Source organism: Paraliomyxa miuraensis, assembly GCF_026337845.1.
Taxonomy (GTDB): Bacteria; Myxococcota_A; Polyangia; order Nannocystales; family Nannocystaceae; genus Paraliomyxa; species Paraliomyxa miuraensis.
Map to the genome: position 1 here is coordinate 531,280 of NZ_JAOVZF010000161.1, position 18,907 is coordinate 550,186.

General features: G+C 69.3%; 15 protein-coding genes, 1 tRNA gene and 2 pseudogenes. 9 read left to right on the forward strand and 9 right to left on the reverse strand.

The window, feature by feature from the left end; all coding sequences use genetic code 11:
* Positions 1-1,755 precede the first annotated feature (1,755 nt).
* From OEB96_RS46740 to OEB96_RS37540, 6 genes and pseudogenes are all read left to right on the forward strand, one after another.
* Positions 1,756-1,890: pseudogene (locus OEB96_RS46740) on the forward strand (hypothetical protein); the annotation flags it as partial.
* A gap of 68 nt (positions 1,891-1,958) precedes the next feature.
* Positions 1,959-2,240 (forward strand): annotated as a pseudogene (locus OEB96_RS46745) (FG-GAP repeat protein); the annotation flags it as partial.
* Positions 2,241-2,249: 9 nt separating this feature from the next.
* Positions 2,250-3,278: a hypothetical protein gene (locus OEB96_RS37525; RefSeq protein WP_266221727.1), complete on the forward strand. Its 1,029-nt coding sequence runs from the start codon at positions 2,250-2,252 to the stop codon at positions 3,276-3,278.
* A 352-nt stretch (positions 3,279-3,630) separates the two neighbouring features.
* Entirely contained in the window at positions 3,631-4,080 is a 450-nt protein-coding gene (locus tag OEB96_RS37530; RefSeq protein ID WP_266221700.1) for a hypothetical protein, read from the forward strand.
* Positions 4,081-4,267: 187 nt separating this feature from the next.
* Positions 4,268-6,865, forward strand: a complete 2,598-nt coding sequence (locus OEB96_RS37535; RefSeq protein ID WP_266221701.1) for a hypothetical protein — start codon at positions 4,268-4,270, stop codon at positions 6,863-6,865.
* Between the two features lie 113 nt (positions 6,866-6,978).
* Positions 6,979-8,703 carry a fibrinogen-like YCDxxxxGGGW domain-containing protein gene (locus tag OEB96_RS37540; RefSeq protein WP_266221702.1) on the forward strand — a complete coding sequence of 575 codons (1,725 nt, stop codon included), beginning with the start codon at positions 6,979-6,981 and terminating at the stop codon, positions 8,701-8,703.
* A 15-nt stretch (positions 8,704-8,718) separates the two neighbouring features.
* Here OEB96_RS37540 and OEB96_RS37545 read toward each other — a convergent pair whose 3' ends face one another.
* The 6 genes from OEB96_RS37545 to OEB96_RS37570 all read right to left on the reverse strand — a co-directional run bounded on the left by OEB96_RS37545 (position 8,719) and on the right by OEB96_RS37570 (position 15,190).
* A complete protein-coding gene (locus OEB96_RS37545; RefSeq protein WP_266221703.1) occupies positions 8,719-9,399 on the reverse strand; it encodes a hypothetical protein in 681 nt (226 codons plus the stop codon).
* A gap of 45 nt (positions 9,400-9,444) precedes the next feature.
* Positions 9,445-10,641, reverse strand: coding sequence for a Vgb family protein (locus tag OEB96_RS37550; protein ID WP_266221704.1), 1,197 nt, complete (start codon positions 10,639-10,641; stop codon positions 9,445-9,447).
* Complete coding sequence (locus OEB96_RS37555; protein ID WP_266221705.1) at positions 10,638-10,787, reverse strand: hypothetical protein; 150 nt, start codon at positions 10,785-10,787, stop codon at positions 10,638-10,640. The genes OEB96_RS37550 and OEB96_RS37555 overlap by 4 nt, the downstream gene beginning before the upstream one ends.
* 47 nt (positions 10,788-10,834) lie before the next feature.
* On the reverse strand, positions 10,835-11,905 hold the full coding sequence (locus OEB96_RS37560) for an exonuclease/endonuclease/phosphatase family protein (protein ID WP_266221706.1): 1,071 nt from the start codon (positions 11,903-11,905) through the stop codon (positions 10,835-10,837).
* Between the two features lie 181 nt (positions 11,906-12,086).
* Entirely contained in the window at positions 12,087-12,863 is a 777-nt protein-coding gene (locus OEB96_RS37565) for a PfkB family carbohydrate kinase (RefSeq protein WP_266221707.1), read from the reverse strand.
* A complete protein-coding gene (locus tag OEB96_RS37570) occupies positions 12,860-15,190 on the reverse strand; it encodes a peptidylprolyl isomerase (RefSeq protein WP_266221708.1) in 2,331 nt (776 codons plus the stop codon). The genes OEB96_RS37565 and OEB96_RS37570 overlap by 4 nt, the downstream gene beginning before the upstream one ends.
* A gap of 50 nt (positions 15,191-15,240) precedes the next feature.
* Here OEB96_RS37570 and OEB96_RS37575 point away from each other — a divergent pair, with 50 nt between their 5' ends.
* Positions 15,241-15,453, forward strand: coding sequence for a DUF5818 domain-containing protein (locus OEB96_RS37575; protein WP_266221709.1), 213 nt, complete (start codon positions 15,241-15,243; stop codon positions 15,451-15,453).
* 35 nt (positions 15,454-15,488) lie between these two features.
* On the opposite strand, the gene OEB96_RS37580 is transcribed toward OEB96_RS37575, so the two are convergent.
* Complete coding sequence (locus tag OEB96_RS37580) at positions 15,489-17,279, reverse strand: FG-GAP repeat protein (RefSeq protein ID WP_266221710.1); 1,791 nt, start codon at positions 17,277-17,279, stop codon at positions 15,489-15,491.
* 55 nt (positions 17,280-17,334) lie between these two features.
* A complete protein-coding gene (locus tag OEB96_RS37585) occupies positions 17,335-17,499 on the reverse strand; it encodes a hypothetical protein (RefSeq protein ID WP_266221711.1) in 165 nt (54 codons plus the stop codon).
* 48 nt (positions 17,500-17,547) lie between these two features.
* Here OEB96_RS37585 and OEB96_RS37590 point away from each other — a divergent pair, with 48 nt between their 5' ends.
* Both OEB96_RS37590 and OEB96_RS37595 read left to right on the forward strand, forming a co-directional pair.
* Positions 17,548-18,171, forward strand: a complete 624-nt coding sequence (locus tag OEB96_RS37590; protein WP_266221712.1) for a DUF6891 domain-containing protein — start codon at positions 17,548-17,550, stop codon at positions 18,169-18,171.
* A 141-nt stretch (positions 18,172-18,312) separates the two neighbouring features.
* Positions 18,313-18,732: a hypothetical protein gene (locus OEB96_RS37595; protein WP_266221713.1), complete on the forward strand. Its 420-nt coding sequence runs from the start codon at positions 18,313-18,315 to the stop codon at positions 18,730-18,732.
* A 65-nt stretch (positions 18,733-18,797) separates the two neighbouring features.
* Here the strand turns inward: OEB96_RS37595 and OEB96_RS37600 are convergent.
* Positions 18,798-18,879: transfer RNA gene (locus tag OEB96_RS37600), tRNA-Leu, on the reverse strand.
* Positions 18,880-18,907: the final 28 nt, after the last annotated feature.

Genomic DNA, 18,907 nt, shown 5'->3' on the forward strand with positions numbered 1-18,907 from the left:
ACCGAGACCTGCGATCTCGACTGCACCCTCGTCGCGTGCGGCGATGGACTCCTCAACGACGCGGCGGGCGAGCAGTGCGACGATGGTGAGGAGTCCGAGACGTGTGACGGCGATTGCACCTTCGTCGCATGCGGCGATGGCGTGCTCAACGAGATCGCAGGCGAGCAGTGCGACGACGGAGGCGAGTCTGAGACCTGCAACGTGGACTGCACCCTGGCCTGGTGCGGCGACGGGATCTTCAACGCCTCGGCAGGAGAGCAATGCGACGAGACGGGGCGAACTGCCGCCTGCGACGACGATTGCACGCTCGTGAGCTGCGGCGACGGCCACATCAACGCCGCGGCCGGCGAGGAGTGCGACGACATGGGGGAGTCGGCCGCGTGCAACTCCGATTGCTCGCTCGGCTGGTGCGGCGATGGCATCACCAACGCGACCGCGGGTGAGGCCTGCGACGACGCCGGACCTTCGCTGGGGTGCGACGCGGACTGCACGGTCGTCGAGTGCGGGGACCTGGTGATCAACGACGTCGCAGGGGAAGAGTGTGACGACACCGAGCTCGCGGGAGCGACGTGTGCCGGCGAGGGCTTCGACGATGGCACGCTGGCCTGTGATCCGGTCACGTGCCAGCTCGACACCACCGGGTGCTTCTCGTGCGGCGATGGGGTGATGAACCCGCCCGCAGAGCAGTGCGACGGCGGTGATCTCGGTGGGGCTACGTGCGTGTCGCTGGGGTTCGGTGGCGGGACGCTGGGGTGCGACGGGGGTTGCGGCTTCGACGTTGGTGGCTGCTACGCGTGCGGCGATGGGACGATCAACCCCGGTGAGCAGTGCGATGGGGTCGACCTTGGGGGGCAAACCTGTGTCTCTGAGGGCTTCGACGGGGGCACGTTGGCCTGCGCTGGCAGCTGCGTCCTCGATGCCTCCGCCTGCCATGCGTGCGGCGATGGGGTGACCAACGGCGTCGAGCAGTGCGACGGCGCCGACCTCGGTGGGCAGACCTGCGTTTCACAGGGCTTCGACGGCGGGGCGCTCTCCTGCTCCGCCTCGTGCAACTTCGACACCGCCGCCTGCTTCGAGTGCGGCGACGGAGCCATCGACCCAGGCGAGCAGTGCGACGGAGCCAACCTCGGTGGACAGAGCTGCGTCTCCCAGGGCTTCGACGGCGGCTCCCTCTCCTGCGCCTCCTGCAACTACGACACATCTGCGTGCTACGTGTGCAGCGACGGGGTGGTCAACGGCCTCGAGCAGTGCGACGGCGCCGACCTTGGTGGGCAAGACTGTGTCTCCCAGGGCTTCGACGGGGGCACCCTCGCCTGCTCGGCCTCCTGCAACTACGACACCGCTGCTTGCTACGAGTGCGGTGACGGAGCCATCGACTCCGGTGAGCAGTGCGACGGGGCCGACCTGGCCGGGGAAACATGCGTGAGCCAGGGGTTCCTCGGAGGGACGCTCGCATGCAACGGCGCATGCGCCTACGACCAAAGCGGGTGTTGGAACCAGCCAGGTACCCCCGTGCTGCAGCTGAGCTTCTCGCAGGTCAAGCGCTTCGACTTCAGCTGGGCGGCGGCGACGGGGGCGGAGTACTACCAGCTCGAGGAGAGCGCTGCACCGGGGGAGCCGTTCGTGCAGCTCGGGGGGGACATCGTGGGGACGTCGGTCTCGCACGAGATGCCGCTGCACTTTCGCTGGCAGGCGAGCTATCGATTGTCGGCATGCAATGGAGGGGGGTGCACGGAATCGGCGGTCGTGGACGTGATGGGATCGCTGGTGGATGCGGTGGGGTATGTGAAGGCCTCCAATACTGATGCGAACGACAGGTTCGGCACCAGCGTGGCGCTCAGCGGAGACGGCAACACCCTCGCCGTCGGCGCATACCTAGAAGACAGCAACGCCAACGGCGTCAACCCGGGCCCCGCCGCCGAGGCCGACGACTCCCCTCCAACGCCGGAGCCGTCTACGTGTTCACCCACGACGGCATCGGCACATGGTCGCAGCAGGCCTACCTCAAGGCCTCCAATACCGACGGGGACGACAGGTTCGGCTCGAACGTGGCGCTGGCGCTCAGCGGAGACGGCAACACCCTTGCCGTCGGCGCCCACTACGAAGACAGCAACGCCAACGGCGTCAACCCGGGCCCCGCCGCCGAGGCCAACGACTCCGCCTCCGATGCCGGAGCCGTCTACGTATTCACCCGCGACGGCATGGGCTCGTGGTCACAGCAAGCCTACCTCAAGGCCTCCAACACAGACGTGAGCGACCACTTCGGCGTCAGCGTGACGCTCAGCGGAGACGGCAACACACTCGCCGTCGGTGCATACCTCGAAGACAGCAACGCCAATGGCGTCAACCCGGGCCCCGCCGCCGAGGCCGACGACTCCGCCTCCAACTCCGGAGCCGTCTACGTGTTCACCCGCGACGGCATGGGCTCGTGGTCACAGCAAGCCTACCTCAAGGCCTCCAACACAGACGCGAACGACCGGTTCGGCGTCAGCGTGGCGCTCAGCGGAGACGGCAACACACTCGCCGTCGGTGCATACCTCGAAGACAGCAACGCCAACGGCGTCAACCCGGGTCCCGCCGCCGAGGCCGACGACTCCGCCGGCAGCGCCGGAGCCGTCTACGTGTTCACCCGCGACGGCATGGGGTCGTGGTCACAGCAGGCCTACCTCAAAGCCTCCAACACAGGCGCGAGCGACCAGTTCGGCTGGAGCGTGGCCCTGAGCGAGGACGGCAACACACTCGCTGTCGGCACAGACGGAGAAAGCAGCAACGCCAACGGCGTCAACCCGGGCCCCGCGGCCGAGGCCGACGACTCCGCCAGCGGCTCCGGAGCCGTCTACGTGTTCACGCGCGATGGCATGGGCACATGGTCTCAGCAAGCGTACCTCAAGGCCTCCAACACCGGCTCGGTCGACTTCTTCGGCACCAGCGTGGCGCTGAGCGCCGACGGCAGCACACTCGCTGTCGGCGCACGGCAAGAAGACAGCAACGCCAACGGCGTCAACCCGGGACCCGCGGCCGAGGCCAACAACTCTGCCAACAACGCCGGAGCCGTCTACGTGTTCTCGCGCGACGGCATGGGCTCGTGGTCACAGCACGCGTACCTCAAGGCCTCCAACACCGGCCAAAGCGATTACTTCGGCTTCAGCGTGGCGCTGAGCGGAGATGGCAACACACTCGCCGTCGGCGCAGAACAAGAAGACAGCAACGCCAACGGCGTCGCCGGCAACCAGGCCAACAACAGCGCCAGTGGCTCCGGTGCCACCTACCTCTACTAAACCGACCCCCTGTGCCAGGCTGCTCGAGAGCCCGACCCCTTCGCCCCCAAGCAGCGCCAGCGGTCGGCACGTCCTTGACTTGACCTCCCCAACCCGATCTCGACCGGGCGTCGGCACGTCCTCGACCTCCCCCACCCGCCCTCGACCGCGGGTCGCCCAGTTCTTGACCTCTCCCACCCGTTCTCGACCGCGGGTCGGCATGGGAGCGATTGATCGAGGTCGGCGGCACTGGGGTCACCAGCGCGCCGGATCGACCGGCTCGCAAGCACGGCTCCACGGCATGTTCAGCGACCTCCCATGCTCGTTGACGCACTCGCTTCTCGGATCACAATGTCGCCGAGGTCTCGTCACGATGAACGCTCTCGACGCGCGCTCGTTTGCCATTCTCGCCAACCTATCGGCAGCCGCCTGCGCCATCGTGGACGATGAGCCGCCGGGTGGCGCGGGTACGGACGACGAGTGCCTCGAGAGCACCGTGTGGGAGTTCGAGTGTCCAGTGGGCTTCGCGCCGGCGGTGCACTTCGGTACCGATCTCTCGATCGCCGACGTGACCGACGACATCGTGCTCATGTGCGGCGGTCATGGGCTCTTCCTCGATGGGGAGGTGCACGAGGGGGTCGATCGGGCAGGCGTGCAGCTAGTGGAGAGCTCGGCGTGCACGCTCGGCTGCTTCGTCGGGTGCGGGCCTGGTCTGAGCCTGTGCGCCACCGACTGGGGGCACGTGTGCTCCGACATCGGGCGGATGGAGTGCTCGGATTTCGTGGAGACGCTCGTCGAGGGTCAAGGGCAGATGTGCGAGTGATTCGCTCCGCTCCGCGACGAACCCGCTTCCCACCCCGCCCGATCCGGTCGTGAATGCCGATCGATGAACCCTTGGCCTCAGCGGGTTGGGTGGGTTTGGCTCGTGATCGTGCTGGCGCTCGCAGGGTGCTGGCCGCAACGGCCGCAATCCAATTGCCCGAATCACCACCGACCCCTATGCTCCGACCGTGCCGTCGTCGACTACTCCCGCGGTCTGGGTGGGCCTGTGCTCCCTCCCCCTGGTGCTCGCCAGTTGCCGACCCAATCCTCCCAGTGCCGACGACTACGTCTTCGTGACCGAGGGCGGCAGCACGGGCACCACCTCGAGCGCGACGCTCCCGGGCAGCACCGGAGGATCCGACTCCGAGCCCACCCTCGGGACCGCGAGCGGGGGCTCGGATGACACCGAGCCCGACCCCGTCTGCGGCAACGGCATCCTCGAGGCCGACGAGGAGTGTGACGACGAAGGCGAGTCGCCGTCTTGCAACGCCGACTGCACGATCGCGTCCTGCGGAGATGCGATCGTCAACGCCGCGGCGGGGGAGCAGTGCGACGACGGTGACGAGACCGCCATGTGCGACGACGACTGCACCCTCGCCGAGTGCGGTGACGCCAACCCCAACGAAGCCCTCGGCGAGCAATGCGATGATGCCGGCGAATCCGCCACGTGCGACGACGACTGCACCTTCGTCGAGTGCGGTGACGGCTACGTCAACGAGACCTTCGGCGAACACTGCGACGATGCCGGCGAATCCGCCACTTGCAACGCCAACTGCATGCCCACAGCGTGCGGAGACGGCGTCCTCAACGAGACGGCGGGCGAGCAATGTGATGATGGCGGCGAGTCCGCCGCCTGCAACGTCGATTGCACTCCCGCATTCTGCGGTGACGACATCTTCAATGCCTCGGCAGGCGAGGAGTGCGATGATGCCGGACGCACCGCGGCCTGTGACAGCGACTGCACGCTCGTCGAATGCGGAGACGGCAACTTCAACATGATGGCAGGCGAGGAGTGCGACGACGGTGGTGAGTCCCCTACCTGCAACTCGGACTGCACGGTCTCGTCATGCGGCGATGGCATCACCAACGTGACCGCCGGAGAGGACTGCGATGACGCCGGCCCCTCGCTGGGCTGCGACTCCGATTGCACGGTCGTCGTATGCGGAGATCTCACCATCAACTCGATCGCCGGAGAGCAGTGCGACGACACCGAGCTCGACGGAGAGACCTGCACGAGCCAAGGCTTCGACGGCGGCACGCTGGGCTGTGATGCCGTCACGTGTCAGCTCGACACCGCCGGATGCTTCTCATGCGGCGACGGGACCAGGAACCCGCCCGGAGAGCAGTGCGACGGAGCCGATCTCGGCGGCCAGACCTGCGTGTCCGAGGGCTTTGCCGGCGGTTCTCTCTCCTGCGCCCCCAACTGCACCTTGGACACCGCCGCCTGCTTCGAGTGCGGCGACGGAGCCATCAACCCCGGTGAGCAGTGCGACGGCATCAACCTCGGCGGCGCCACCTGTACCTCCCAGGGCTTCGACGGCGGCACCCTCTCCTGCTCGGGCTCCTGCACCTTCGACACCGCCGCCTGCTTCGAGTGCGGCGACGGAGCCGTCAACCCCGGCGAGCAGTGTGATACCGCCGACCTCGACGGCCAGACCTGCATCTCCCAGGGCTTCGACGGCGGCGCCCTCTCTTGCTCCGGCTCCTGCACCTTCGACACCACCGCGTGCTTCGAGTGCGGCGACGGAGCCATCAACGCCGGTGAGCAGTGCGACGGCGTCAACCTCGGCGGCGCCACCTGTACCTCCCAGGGCTTCGACGGCGGCACCCTCTCTTGCTCTGCCTCCTGCAGCTTCGACACCGCCGCATGCTTCGAGTGTGGCGACGGAGCCATCAACCCCGGCGAGGAGTGTGATACCGCCGACCTCGGCGGAGCCTCGTGCACATCGCTGGGCTTCGACGCTGGCACTCTCGCCTGCGCGGGCAACTGCACCCTCGATGCCTCGGGCTGCTCCGTGTGTGGTGATGGAGTGATCGGATCGAGCGAGGTCTGCGATGGTGCGAGCCTCGGAGGACAGAGCTGCGCGACCCTCGGCTTCGACAGTGGCAACCTCGCCTGCGCGCCCGACTGCGCGACCTTCGTGACGTCGGGTTGTGGGATCTGCGGCAACGGCATCATCGATGGGACCGAAGCTTGCGACGATGGCAACTCGGGTGTCCTCTGCCTGCCAAACTGCATCCCGTGTCCCGGCGATCTCGTGTTCGAGGAGGACTTCTCCGACAATTCCGCTGGCTGGCTCTTGGGGCCGGAGTGGGCCATCGGGCCGACGATGGTGTCGATGGGACAAAATGGCGGTTGCACCAACCCCGATCCCGAGTTCGATCACACTCCGACTGCCGACAACGGCGTCGCAGGAGTCGTGCTGGGTGGCAATGCGACCACGCCCCTGCACCCGTTCTACTACCTCACCAGCCCGCCGCTCGATGTGAGCGGATATGGCTCGGTCGAGCTGAGCTTCTGGAGGTGGCTGAACAGTGACTATACGCCATTCATGCAGAACCACATCCAGGTCTTCGATGGTGTAGCGTGGCAAACGATCTGGGAATCGGGCCCACCCCCGAATGTCGCGGACCCGGCCTGGGTCCAGGTCGCGTATGACATTTCCGCGTACGCGAACCCAGCGCTGCAGATCCGCATCGGCTTCGACATCAACAGCGGCGGGGTTTGGACGTGCTCCGGCTGGAACGTGGACGATTTGACCGTCACGGGAATTTCGTGCCCATGATCGACGTGCCCTCGCCTTCGCGCTGCGCCCAAACCGTCAGGACCACCACCCCCCCTCGCCGGATCCCGCAGCACGGTTGAAACCAGCGCACGCCCGTGGTTCGATCCCAAGCGATGCGGTCACGGCTCCAGCTCGCAGGTATCTCCCTCGCCGCGTCGACGCTGGTGCCGTCCGGTTGCCACCTCGAGCCTCCCCACGCAGGGGACTACGTCCAGGCCACCGAGACCGGGACCGACGCGACCAGCCTTGGCCCCGAGACGACGTCGACGTCCGGCACCAGCTCGGAGGGACCCGAGACCGGGGTGGTGGACGACACGCTGGGCTCGGAATCGAGTGACTCCGGATCGAACTGCGGAAATGCCGTGGTCGAAGAGGGAGAGCAGTGCGACGACGGGGTCGAGACCGCCACGTGCGATGACGACTGCACCTTCGTCGAGTGCGGCGACTCCCTGGTCAACGCGACCTCCGGCGAGGAATGCGACGAGGGCACGGAAACCGCAACATGTGACGACGACTGCACCCTCCCCGTGTGCGGGGATGGCAACGTCAATGAGGCCTTCGCGGAGCAATGCGACGACACGGTCGAGACCGCCACCTGCAACGCCAATTGCACACTGGTCCAGTGTGGCGATCTCACCATCAACGCGGTCGCCGGAGAAGCATGCGACGGCACCGAGCTCGGCGCAGAGACCTGCGCCAGCCAGGGCTTCGACGACGGCGCCCTGGGCTGTGATCCGATCACCTGTCAGCTCGACACCACCGCGTGCTTCTCCTGCGGCGACGGGATCTGGAACCCGCCCGGAGAAGAGTGTGACGACACGGAGCTCGGCGGGCAAACCTGCCTCTCCCTGGGCTTCGACGGCGGCACGCTCTCCTGCGCCCCCGACTGCACCCTCGACACCAACGCCTGCTTCGCCTGCGGCGACGGAGCCATCGACCTCGGCGAGCAGTGCGACGGCCTCGACCTCGGCGGAGAGTCCTGCGCATCCCTGAGCTTCGACGGCGGCACGCTCTTTTGCGCCCCCGACTGCACCTTCGACACCAACGCCTGCTTCGCCTGCGGCGACGGAGCCATCGACCCCGGCGAGCAGTGCGATGGCCCCAACCTCGACGGAGAGACCTGCATCTCCCTGGGCTTCGACGCCGGCACGCTCGCGTGCAACGGCACTTGCACCTTCGACACCTCCGGCTGCTACCACCCGTCCTGCCAGGACGTCCTCGACGCCAACCCGACTGCGACCAGCGGCCTCTATCAGCTCGATGTCGACGGAGCCGGCCCGATCCCCCCGTTCCAGGCCTACTGCGACATGGACACCGATGGCGGCGGCTGGACCGAGCTCACGCTCGCGCTGGGCTGCACGCTGGCCGGAGAGATGATCGCGGTCCAGCCCGCCGCGACGGACGGCATCGATGCCGCGTGCCGGCCATTCACCCTCGACAGCGGCAACCAGGTGCACACGTACCACTACACGATCCCGTTCCCGCCCGGCTTCACCCAGATCATGCCCATCGACTACGTGGCACGGGCCAATGCGGGGGTCGGCAACGTCTCGGACATCGGGAACACGTTCACGCAGACCCTGTGGACCCTCGCGAACAATGCCGGCGGCTACGGCGACATCTCCTTCGGTGCAGCCGAGGAACCCGGCCCCATCGCCAGCTTCTCCGCAGCGGGCGTCTCGATCATGTGCTTCGATTGCGAGATCCCCTACCCCGACAGCGGGGCCATCTACACCCTCGGCATCGAGAGCCACGCCCTGCGCTTCGGCTGGGGTGAGTCGGGTGGCCAATCCGAAGGCTGGTACCCCTGGTGGTCCGGCACCTTCCGCGTGCGGTGACTCGAGCCACCGCCTTCAGATCAACAACCCCACCACCACCCCAGCGATCACCGCCACCGCGATCAACACGATCACCACCCCCCCCGACCCCTTGTCGGAGGCTGGCCTCGCCACCGTGGCGCGCCGCTCGACGATCTGCGTCCCGCCCGGCCGCGTCGCCACCTGCGTGCCCCGAATGCTCTCTCCCGCCCGCGACTTCTCGCCCGCGGACGACCCAGGTGCCACCACGGTCCCACCACCCCGCTCCGCTCGCTCGGGCCCGGGTGAGGCCATCGTCAACGCCACCGTCCCGTCCTCCACCGGCTCCCCGAGCCCGGGCAGGCGCACCGTTCCCTCCGCCGCGTCCGGCTGCCCGCTCCCCGCGAGCACCACCGTTCCCTCCGCCGCCGCGTCCGGCTGCCCGCTCCCCGCGAGCATCACCGTTCCCTCCGCCGCCGCGTCCGCCCGCCCGCCTCCCGCGAGCATCACCGTTCCCTCCGCCGCCGCGTCCGCCTGCCCGCCTCCCGCGAGCATCACCGTTCCCTCCGCCGCCGCGTCCGGTCGCCCGCCTCCCGCGAGCATCACCGTTCCCTCCGCCGCGTCCTCTTGCGTCGAGTCAGGCCGATCGCGAGACCACTGCACGGTCCGGTCCATCCCCTGCTCCTCTTCCCCTTCACCCGGGTCCGCACCTGACTGCCCCTCGAGTTGCACCGCCATCGCCTCCGCCTCCTTCACTGCCTCTGTCCCACGTGCCGCCCTCGCTCACCCGGTGTTCACCAGGCTCAGCCCCCACCCGGTCATGTCGCTGTAGGTATACGGCCCCGTCAGCCCCTGGTACCGCTCCCAGGTCCCCGTGTCGGGGTCGATCTTCCACGCGCTGTCGGTCTGGTCCACCATCCACACGTAGCCATCGAAGTCGATGCTGATCCCGCGCGACTGCGGTGCAACGCCGGTCATGTCGTACGTGGCCACGGTCGCCATGGTGTTGATGTCGAACGCCACCACCCCCGTGGTACCCCACGGATAGATCGCCATCCACATGCGCCCCTGCGCGTCCTCCTGGATGCCCAGGCCCGTGACCCCGGCCACCGTCTGCCAGGTGCCCGCCACGGGATCGTAGCGGCCAATGCCGCCCTGATAGCCCGCCAGCCACACCCGGCTCTGCGAGTCGATCGTGATCCCATACGGCACCACCGGGTTGGGCACCGGGATGATCTCGTAGCCCGAGCCATCGCCGTACACGTGCACCAGCGGATGAGGCGAGCCCGCGTCACGCGAGTGGAACCAGAAGTCGTCGTTGGCATCCACCGCCCCGCCGTAGGGACCGAACGAGCCCGTGCTGATCTCGGGCACCGGAAGCTCGACCTCGATCACCCCCGAGTCGCCGTCGTAGCGCAGCGCCACCACGGTGCCCGCCGAGCTCTGCATCGACGCCGTGGACCAGATCTTCTGCTCCACGTAGGCACACTCTTCCTCGTCGAACACGCCCGAGGTCCAGGCCACCGGGCGCTGCTGGTTGCGCCCCCCGGGCGCGGCCGTATACCAGGCCAGGCACTCGTCCTCGCCCCACGGCAGGATGTCGGTCGCCCCCGTCGAGGTCTGGATCCCGGGGATCCCATTGCCCTCCACGCAGCGATCCTCCTGCGCGTAGATCTTCGCCATGCCGCCCAGGCGGTTGCCCACCGCCACGTCGCCCACGAGATTGACCGAGGTCCGCGAGGGGCTGCCGGCCGAGTCGGGACGCACGATGTAGCGCCCCAGCTCGGTCAGCGTCTGCGTGTCGATCTTGCTCACCGTGCCCTGCGGCGAGTTGGCGATCCAGATGTACGAGAAGTCCAGGCCGCCCCCGCCGCCCACGCAGGCCGGCACGTCGTCCACCCCCACGTCGAACTTCGGCCCGTCGTCGACCGAGCTGGTGGTGTCGGGCGTCGTCGTGTCGTCGACCGGGCTCGTCGTCATCGCGGTGCCACCCCGCTGCCGGAGGCCGTACCACCGCCCGACCCGTCCATCGTGGTCCCCGCCGACAGGCTCACCGAGCCCAGGCTCGTGCCCTCGGCGCTCGCTCGACCGTCGTCGTCACTGCCGCTGCCGCCACAGCCCCCCATGCAACCAATGATCGCCGTGGCCACGGACCAACGCGTCGTTCGAACCATCATCCACCCTCACCTTCGTCAGCCGCCGCCTCGCCACCCTCGCCCTCGGCCGGCTCGGGCTCGGGCTTCTTGGGCAGCGCCACCTCGGCCCACACCACCAGCTGATCGCTCACGTCGCGCTTGGGCCCCTCCTCGAGCGCCACCGAGGGCCACGGCGTGTCGTCGGGATCCTCTTCCCCCCGCACGATGAGCTCGCGACCCGAGGTCTCGGCCCCGCGCATGTCCAGCCCGCACACGAAGATCCGATCGAGCGGATCTCGCGACAGCACCCCCACGTCCTGGGCCAGGCGCTCCTCGGCCGAGTCCTGGCAGTCGTCGCTCTCCTTCTTGGTCGACTTGCCCGCCAGCATCCCGGCCGCGCTCTCGTCGTAGCCCTCGTCGAACGGCAGCGTGGGATCGCCCAGCGTCCCCACGATGATCACCGGGTGCTTCTTTTGCTCGGCCACCGCGCGGCGCTTGAGCGACTTGGCCATCTCGAGCCGCTTGCTCACCGCCGCCTTGTTGGTGCCCTCCTTGAGCTGCATGCCGATCACCGTGATCACGTCACCGGTGGGCAGCTCGACCTCGGCCGCCACGTGGATCGGCGCATAGGCGTCGGTGCGGCGCTCGTTGCTGATCGGGAAGCGCGAGAGGATCGCGGTCTGCTTGCCCGAGAACGAGTCCTCGCCCTTGACCCACGCGTATTGGTAGTCGGGCCCGTCCTTGCTGCCGACGCCGAGCACGATGTCGCCGAGCTCGCGCTCGCCACCGAGCTCGCTGAGCACCACGATGTCGAGCTTCTCGGCGACGAGCACCTCCACGATCCGATCGCGCTTCCACTCCCAGGCTTCCTGGTCGGGCGAGGTATGCTCCTGCGCCGACTTGGGTCGCTTGTCCGCCAGGTTGTCGAACGCCCAGTCCACGTTGAAGCTGCCGATCGAGAACGCATCCTCGGGCACCTTGGGCGGCGGCGCAGGAGGAGCCTCGGGCTCGGCCGGCGCCTCGGGCTCGGCCACGGGCGCGGGCTCGGGCGGCTTGGGCGGCGGAGGCTTGGGTCCGCAGCCGCCGACCAGCCACGCCGCCGCGACCATCCCGGCGACGGGGCGGGCGACGGACCGGGCCCGACGAGAACCAGAACGAGGACGAGGGGAAGCCAGGGGATCGAGGATCGGCATGGAAGGGATGAGCCATCGTAGCGATCGAACCTGGTAGGACACCACACAAAGGTGGCGCACACGTGGGCAACCGGCGCTCGATCCCGTCCCTGCCGCGTCAGCGGCCATGATCGGGCAGGTGGGCGCGCCCATCGGGGCCTTCGTGCCAGGCCGTGCGCTCCTCGTCGAGCCACGCAATCGCTGCACCCACGGCCTCCCGAAGCGTCGCTCCCAGGGCCAGCCCGGCCGCGATCGCGGTCGCCAGGGCACAGCCCGTGCCGCGCGGATCGGGCCCGGCCAACCGAGGACGCGCCAGGAGGGTCACGTTCGATCCCTCGATCAGCCGATCGACCACCTGCTCGGGATCCGCCCCATGCCCTCCCTTGAGCAGCACCAGCGCCGCCGGCCAGCGCCGCCCCAGCGCCGCCGCCAGTGCCTCTTCGCGCTTCGGCGCCTCGCCGAGCCCACCGCCCACCAGGGCCCGTGCCTCGTGGAGGTTCGGGGTCACGAGCGTCGCCACGGCCAGCAGCGGAGCCAGTCCCTCCGGGCTCGCCCCCAGCCGCCCGCCATCGCTCGCCCGCAGCACCGGGTCCACCACCACCGGAACCCCCAGCTCCGACGCGGGCCCCACCAGCTCGGCCACCGTCGCCGCCAGCTCGTCGGGCACCAGCCCCACCTTGATCGCCAGCGGACGTGGCCATCGCCGCACCCGCGCCCGCAGCCGCGACGCGGGCACGGCCCACGCCCGGGCCGGCTGCCCGTGCCCCTGCTCGGTCAGCGCCGTCACGGCGAAGCAACGCCGAAGCCCGGGCGCTCGCACGCGCGCCGTGACCAGGTCGCGGTGCAGCCCGGCCCCGCGCGTGGGATCGAGCCCGCCCAGGATCCACAGGCTCACGGCGCCGATCCATCGCTCGGGGGACCGCTCGCGGGCTCGAGCGCTGCCTGCGTCTCCAGCACCTCGACCCGGGAGATCCGATCGTAGGGCCAGATCGCATCCACCACCTCCATCCCCTCCACCACCTTGCCGATCACCGTATAGCGCGCATCGAGGTGATGCGGCTCGTCGTGGGTGATGAACAGCTGCGAGCCTCCCGTGTCCTTGCCGGCCAGGGCGATGCCCACCGTCCCGCGCTCGTAGCGAAGGTTCGACCACTCGCACGGCATCACGTATCCCGGTCCTCCGTAGCCATCGCCACGCGGGTCGCCGCCCTGGATCACGAACCCCGGCACCACCCGGTGGAACATCAGCCCGTCGAAGAACCCCCGCTCGGCCAGCGCCGCCAGGCTCGCCTGGGCCACCGGCGCGGGTGCTCCCGTCAGATCGATCGTGATCACCCCCGCGTCCGTGTGCAGCCGCAGCCCCTTGGCCCGATCGCCCCAGCGCGTCACCGCCTCGTGCACCGCCGGCGCGAACCCATCGGGCATGCGCGCGGGCACCCCCGCATCGAACGCCTCGAGCAGCGCCGCGTGCCCTCGCAGCGCACGTCGGGCCGCCGCCCGCACCGCCGCCGCGCGATCGCCCGACAGCGGCACCAGCTCGTCCTCCAGCCACGCCACCTCGGTCGCGCCCGCGTCCGCGCTGCTGCGCGCCAGCCTCCCCAGCGCATCGATGGCCGCGATCCTCGTCTCCACCGCGTGCTCGTCGTCGAAGCGCCGCACCACCGCCAGCAGCGGCTCGATCGCCAGCGGATCGCGACGGCTCGCATCGGCCGCCCGCGTGCCGATCGCTGCCGCTGCCGCCGCCGCCACCCCCATGTCCGCATGCGAGAGCCCGACCCGCAGCACCGGTGCCACCGCCGGATCATCGATCCCCGTCAGCGCGCTCAGGGCCGATGCCGCCACGCTCGGCCGCTCGTCCTTGGCCCACTCGAGCAGCCGGCGCACCTGCTCCTCCCGGGGCATCGCCTCGCCCATGTCCACCAGCGCCTCGATCACCAGCTCGTCGCCGTGCTCGGCCGGCACCGTCGTCACCTCGCGCGCGCACGTCGAGATCCCCTCGAGCGAGCCGCTGCGCGTCGCGATCAGCACCCTCGCCTCGCACCCGACCAGCGCCAGCGCCTTGCCTCGACCCGGCTCGCTCGCGCTCGCTCGCGCCACCTCGATCGCCTCGACCAACCGCTCGAGCACCCCGTCGAGCGCCGCTTCATGGGCCGCGTACGGCCGCAGTCGCACCAGCGCCTCGTGCAGCGCATGCAGCCGCGGTCCCTCCATGCTCTCCACCTTCACCTGCTCGAGCCGTCGCGCCAGCACCTTGCGACCATCCGCATGCGCCGACAGGGCCCGCACCGCCGCCACCTCCGTCATCCAGTCGGTCGGCCGCTCGTCCAGCACCCACCCCGGCACCGCCCGCGGCAGCGCGCCCAGCCCTTCGAGGGCTCCCCACGCGCGGCGTGCCGCCTCCATGTCCTCACCGGCCGTCAGCACCCCGAGCTGCTCCACCAGCCCGCTGCGCTCGACACCCGCGAGCGTCTCCGCCGAGACCGCCGCGCACCGACCCAGCGCATACGCAGCCGCTCCCCTCGTCGTCGCCGATGCTCCCGGCCCGTCACCGAGCCCCTCGCCGATCACCTCCACCGCCTCCATCGGCAGCGCGTATCCCCGCGCGCACAGGATCGCCAGCGCCTCCATGCCACGCACGTATCGCGGCGCTTCATCCTCCGCCGGCCGCACCTTCAGATCGGCGGCCAGCCGTCCCATCGACCGCGAGCCGCCCACGCGCGCCACTCCCAGCAGCAGCGCATCGGCCTCCGGCGCCGCCTCCGTCACCGCGTAGCGGACCCACAGTCGATCCTCCAGCTCGTCCCATGCCGCTGCCCGCGGCTCCTCGTCTGCGCCCGGTGCCGGCAGCAACGCCACCGCAGCCAGCGTTGCCGCATCGAGCTCGATCCGCCCGTCGCCCAGGCGTCCGGAGAGCTCCTCGCGTGCCTGCGTGCTCCCGATCCTTCCCCAGGCCCACGCCGCTCGTCCGCGCCACCCGACTTCGTCGCGGTGCCACGCCTCCCCGATCGCCTCGGCGCCTGCATCTCGATCGAGCTCCGCCTGCACCAGCCGCCGCGCCAGCGCCTCGTCCCCATCACCCCAGGGCACCGTCCCCCATGCGCTCCACTGCGGACGCACCACGGGCGGCGCCTGCACCATCGCCACCTCACCGCCGCCCTCGGGCGCTCGCGGCGTTCCGCCGCAGCCCATGATCACCAGCCCCAGAGCGACCAGGCCCCTCATCCCGCCCAGGGTACCAGCCCGGCCCCCCGCCTTACGCTATCCTCCCGCCCATGCCCAAATTCACCGGCACCATCCGTCACAACGATCTCGAGGGCGGCTTCTACGAGCTCCACACCGACGATGGTGACGTCTACCGCCTCGAGGGCGCCGGCAAGGTCACCGCCGGCAGCCGCGTGGTGGTCAAGGGCAAGGTCGAGGGCGGAGGCTTCGGCATCCACATGTCCGGGCCGTCGATCACCGTCGAGCGCATCGACCCGGCCTGAAGGGTCCGGGTCGAAATCTCGGGCGCAGCTCATCCTCAATAGAGGTAGACAGCACCCGCGTCGCGGGCGAGGTTGCTGGTTGCGTCGCCGCCGATCCCGGTCGCGTGGCCATCCTCTTCGGGAGCACCCACGGCCAGCGTCGTTCCGTCTCCGCTCAGCGCCACGCTCGCGCCGAACTCGTCGAACTCCGCTGTGTTCGACGCCTTCACGTACGCCCCGTGTACCCACTGTCCCGTCCCGTCCTGCACGTAGACGTAGACCGCACCGGAGTTGCTGGCGAGCTCATTGCCTTGGTCTCCACCGATGCCGATCGCGTCGCCGTCCTCTTCGATCGCCCCGACGGCCAGGGTACGACCGTCTCGGCTCAGCGCCACGCTCCCGCCGAAGTAGTCCACGCCTCCGGTGTTCGACGCCTTGACATAGGCCTGCTGCGACCACCGCTGGCTCGCATCCCGCACGAGCACATACACCGCACCGGAGTAGCCCGCCGCGTTGTCTCCCTCGTCACCGTCGATGCCCGTGGCCGCGCTTCGCTCCTCGCGGGCACCCACGGCGAGAGTGTTGCCGTCATCGGCGAGCGCCACGCTCGCGCCGAAGTAGTCGGCCAGCTCGGCGTTCGATGCCTTGACGTAGGCCTGCTGCGACCACTGCTGCGTCGCATCGCGCACGTACACGTAGACCGCACCGGAGTCGGGCGCGGAGTCGTGGACCGGCACGCCGTCGATGCCGGTTGCCTCGCCGTCCTCCTCCTCGGCTCCCACGGCCAGGGTGCTGCCGTCACCGCTGAGCGCCACGCTCCGGCCGAAGTAGTCGCTCTCCTCGGTGTTCGACGCCTTGACGTAGGCCTGCTGCAGCCACTGCCCGGCCGCATCGCGCACGTACACATAGACCGCACCGGAGTGGGGCGCATCGTCGTTGGTCTGGTCGCCGTCGATGCCGGTCGCGGCACTGTCTTCGTTGGGAGCACCCACGGCGATGGTGTTGCCGTCCCCGCTCACGGCCACGCTCGAGCCGAACCGGTCGTCCCCGCCGAAGTTCGAGGCCTCGAGGAACGCCTGCTGCGACCACTGCCCCGTCGTGTTACGCACGAATACATACGCAGCGCCGGTCTTGTAGTAGTCGCCATCCGCGAGATTGGCACCACCGACCAGGGTATTGCCATCCGCGCTCAGCGCGATGCTCCGGCCGAAGTAGTCGTCGAAGTGATTGTCGGAGTCGGGCTTCGAGGCCTTGATGAAGGCTTGCTGCGACCACCGTCCGCCGACATCCCGCGCGAACACGTAGATGGCCCCGGAGTTGTGCTCGTCGTTGTTGAATGGGTCCCCATCGATGCCGGGCGAATCGCTGTCCTCTCCGATCGCGCTGACGGCCAGGGTGCTGCCGTCTCCGCTCAGTGCCACGCTCCAGCCGAACGCTTCCCCACCCGGATCCTTCTCCTCCGTGTTCGACGCCTTGAAGTACCCCACCGCCACTTCCAGCGAGCCCGTCACGCTCACCGGCGATGACTCCGTGCAGCCCGCCTCGTTGCACGCGCGCAGCACGTAGCTCGCCCCGAGCCGGAGGTGCAGCGGCATCGTCGTCGAGATTCCCGCGTCGACGATGTCCCCCCGGAGCAGCACGAACGGCTCTCCCGGGACCGCGCTCTCGAACAGCTCGTAGTACTCGGCGTCTTCCACCGGCACCCATGTGAAGTCGAACCGCTTGATCGCCGAGAAGGCGAGCTCGAGCACGGGGTTCTCGGCCGGGGGCGCGTCGTCGATCGTGCTGTCCTCGCTGCCGCCCCCCGGCGACTCGCCGCCGCAGCCCACGACAATCGTCGCGACCACCAGTACCGCCCTGGCCCGAGCCATCGTGCGCCGCCCATGACAGCGACGCCCTCCGTCATGCAACGCCCACGTCATCCTTCGGCTCGACGCCATCGTGTATCATCCTTGAAGCGCATGCTGCCACAGCCTCGGGATCATTCAATGCCATCGGAGCAACACCGTCCTGCGAGAAGTCGAACGGCATCCACATGTCCGGGCCGTCGATCACCGTCGAGCGCATCGACCCGGCCTGACGGCAGGACCCACGAGAAGTGCTAACGTTGGCGCCGTGGCCACCGAGGAGCGGATCCGCGAGCACATCGAGCGCACGCTCGACGTCGACATTCGCTCGGGGTACGGCAGCGAGGCACGGGTCCTCGAGCGCCTGCGCGAGCAGGTGCGGGACGAATTCCGCAACGTGCTCCCGGCGGAGCGCGAGGCCGAGGTCGAGCGCTGGATGACGCTCGCGCGGCGAGAGCTCGCGGCGCAGCGCGAGCTCGAGGAGAGCTGGACCGAGCCGACGGTCAACGATCACCTCGATGCCGCATTCGTGGCGCTGCGGCGCCAGGGCATCGTCGCGCTGCAGGATGCGGGCTACACCATGTCCGACGGCTGGGAGGATGTGCACGAGGTGCGCGACCGGATCCCGCGGGCCTGGGGCGGCGTGTTCTTCCATCGCCAAGACGTCGAGCGCGCGGTCGAGGGGGGCGGTCTCTTGCTCGCGTTCGGTGCATTCGCCACGGGCGACGACCACGAGTCCGAGAGCCTGCGGCTGGCAACACAGACCTGCGAGGTGCTCGCGGCTCACGACATCGCGACCGAGTGGAACGGCACGCTGAAGCAGCGGATCCGCGTGCTGCCGTTCGAGTGGCGCAAGCGTCGGTGGACCCCGGCACCCGATCCGCAACGATGAGGCAATGGTCCACACCCGCCAACGCCCTGCGCGAGACGTCCCGCCGCAGTGGGGCACGATGCCACGGCCGCGGGCTCCAGCTTTACCGACCAGAAAACCAAGCGCGTGAGCACGGCCCCGACGAGCCTCGTCCGAGGGGCCATGTTGCAAGCCAAGCTCGGCCTTCGCCCCCGCTCGTCCATCCTCGGTCGCCTCGGTCTGACCGCCCTCGTCACCGCAGCGCTCGCCGGAGCACCCACGAGCCAAGCCCACGCCGCCGAGAACCTCACCGAGTACCCCGCGAGCGATGCTCCGCTGCTCGAGCTTCGCGACATGCTCCGCACCACCGGCCTCGACGCACGGGCCCGCATGCAGGCGCTCGTGTCGGCCGCATTCCACCGCACCGCGCTCCGCATGGACGTGGCCCGCGATCGCATGGAGCGGATGGTCGGCTTCGAGGCCTGGGAAGCCGACCACGCCGATGACGACGACGCGACGCTCGACCAGCCCCCCACCCCAACGCGAAACAGCGGGCGCCTCGAGTACGTCACCGACACCAACGACCCGCTCGCAGGGCTGTGAATCCCACTCGACCCAGAATTGAAGAACCCCTCCGAAGAGGGGTCCCAGGTGGTCTACAGGGTTTGTGCGAGGAGAGGGACTCGAACCCCCATGTCCAAGGACACACGGACCTGAACCGTGCGCGTCTACCAGTTTCGCCATCCTCGCATGGACGCCGCCTGGTGTTTTTCCGGGA

What these genes read in the sequence shown, in the direction of transcription:
- OEB96_RS37530 (WP_266221700.1), top strand. Translation starts at nt 3,631, where the DNA reads ATGAACGCTCTCGACGCGCGCTCGTTTGCCATTCTCGCCAACCTATCG.
- OEB96_RS37540 (WP_266221702.1), top strand. Translation starts at nt 6,979, where the DNA reads ATGCGGTCACGGCTCCAGCTCGCAGGTATCTCCCTCGCCGCGTCGACG.
- OEB96_RS37545 (WP_266221703.1), bottom strand. Translation starts at nt 9,399, where the DNA reads ATGGCGGTGCAACTCGAGGGGCAGTCAGGTGCGGACCCGGGTGAAGGG.
- OEB96_RS37550 (WP_266221704.1), bottom strand. Translation starts at nt 10,641, where the DNA reads ATGACGACGAGCCCGGTCGACGACACGACGACGCCCGACACCACCAGC.
- OEB96_RS37555 (WP_266221705.1), bottom strand. Translation starts at nt 10,787, where the DNA reads ATGGGGGGCTGTGGCGGCAGCGGCAGTGACGACGACGGTCGAGCGAGC.
- OEB96_RS37560 (WP_266221706.1), bottom strand. Translation starts at nt 11,905, where the DNA reads ATGGTCGCGGCGGCGTGGCTGGTCGGCGGCTGCGGACCCAAGCCTCCG.
- OEB96_RS37570 (WP_266221708.1), bottom strand. Translation starts at nt 15,190, where the DNA reads ATGAGGGGCCTGGTCGCTCTGGGGCTGGTGATCATGGGCTGCGGCGGA.
- OEB96_RS37575 (WP_266221709.1), top strand. Translation starts at nt 15,241, where the DNA reads ATGCCCAAATTCACCGGCACCATCCGTCACAACGATCTCGAGGGCGGC.
- OEB96_RS37585 (WP_266221711.1), bottom strand. Translation starts at nt 17,499, where the DNA reads ATGCGCTCGACGGTGATCGACGGCCCGGACATGTGGATGCCGTTCGAC.
- OEB96_RS37595 (WP_266221713.1), top strand. Translation starts at nt 18,313, where the DNA reads ATGTTGCAAGCCAAGCTCGGCCTTCGCCCCCGCTCGTCCATCCTCGGT.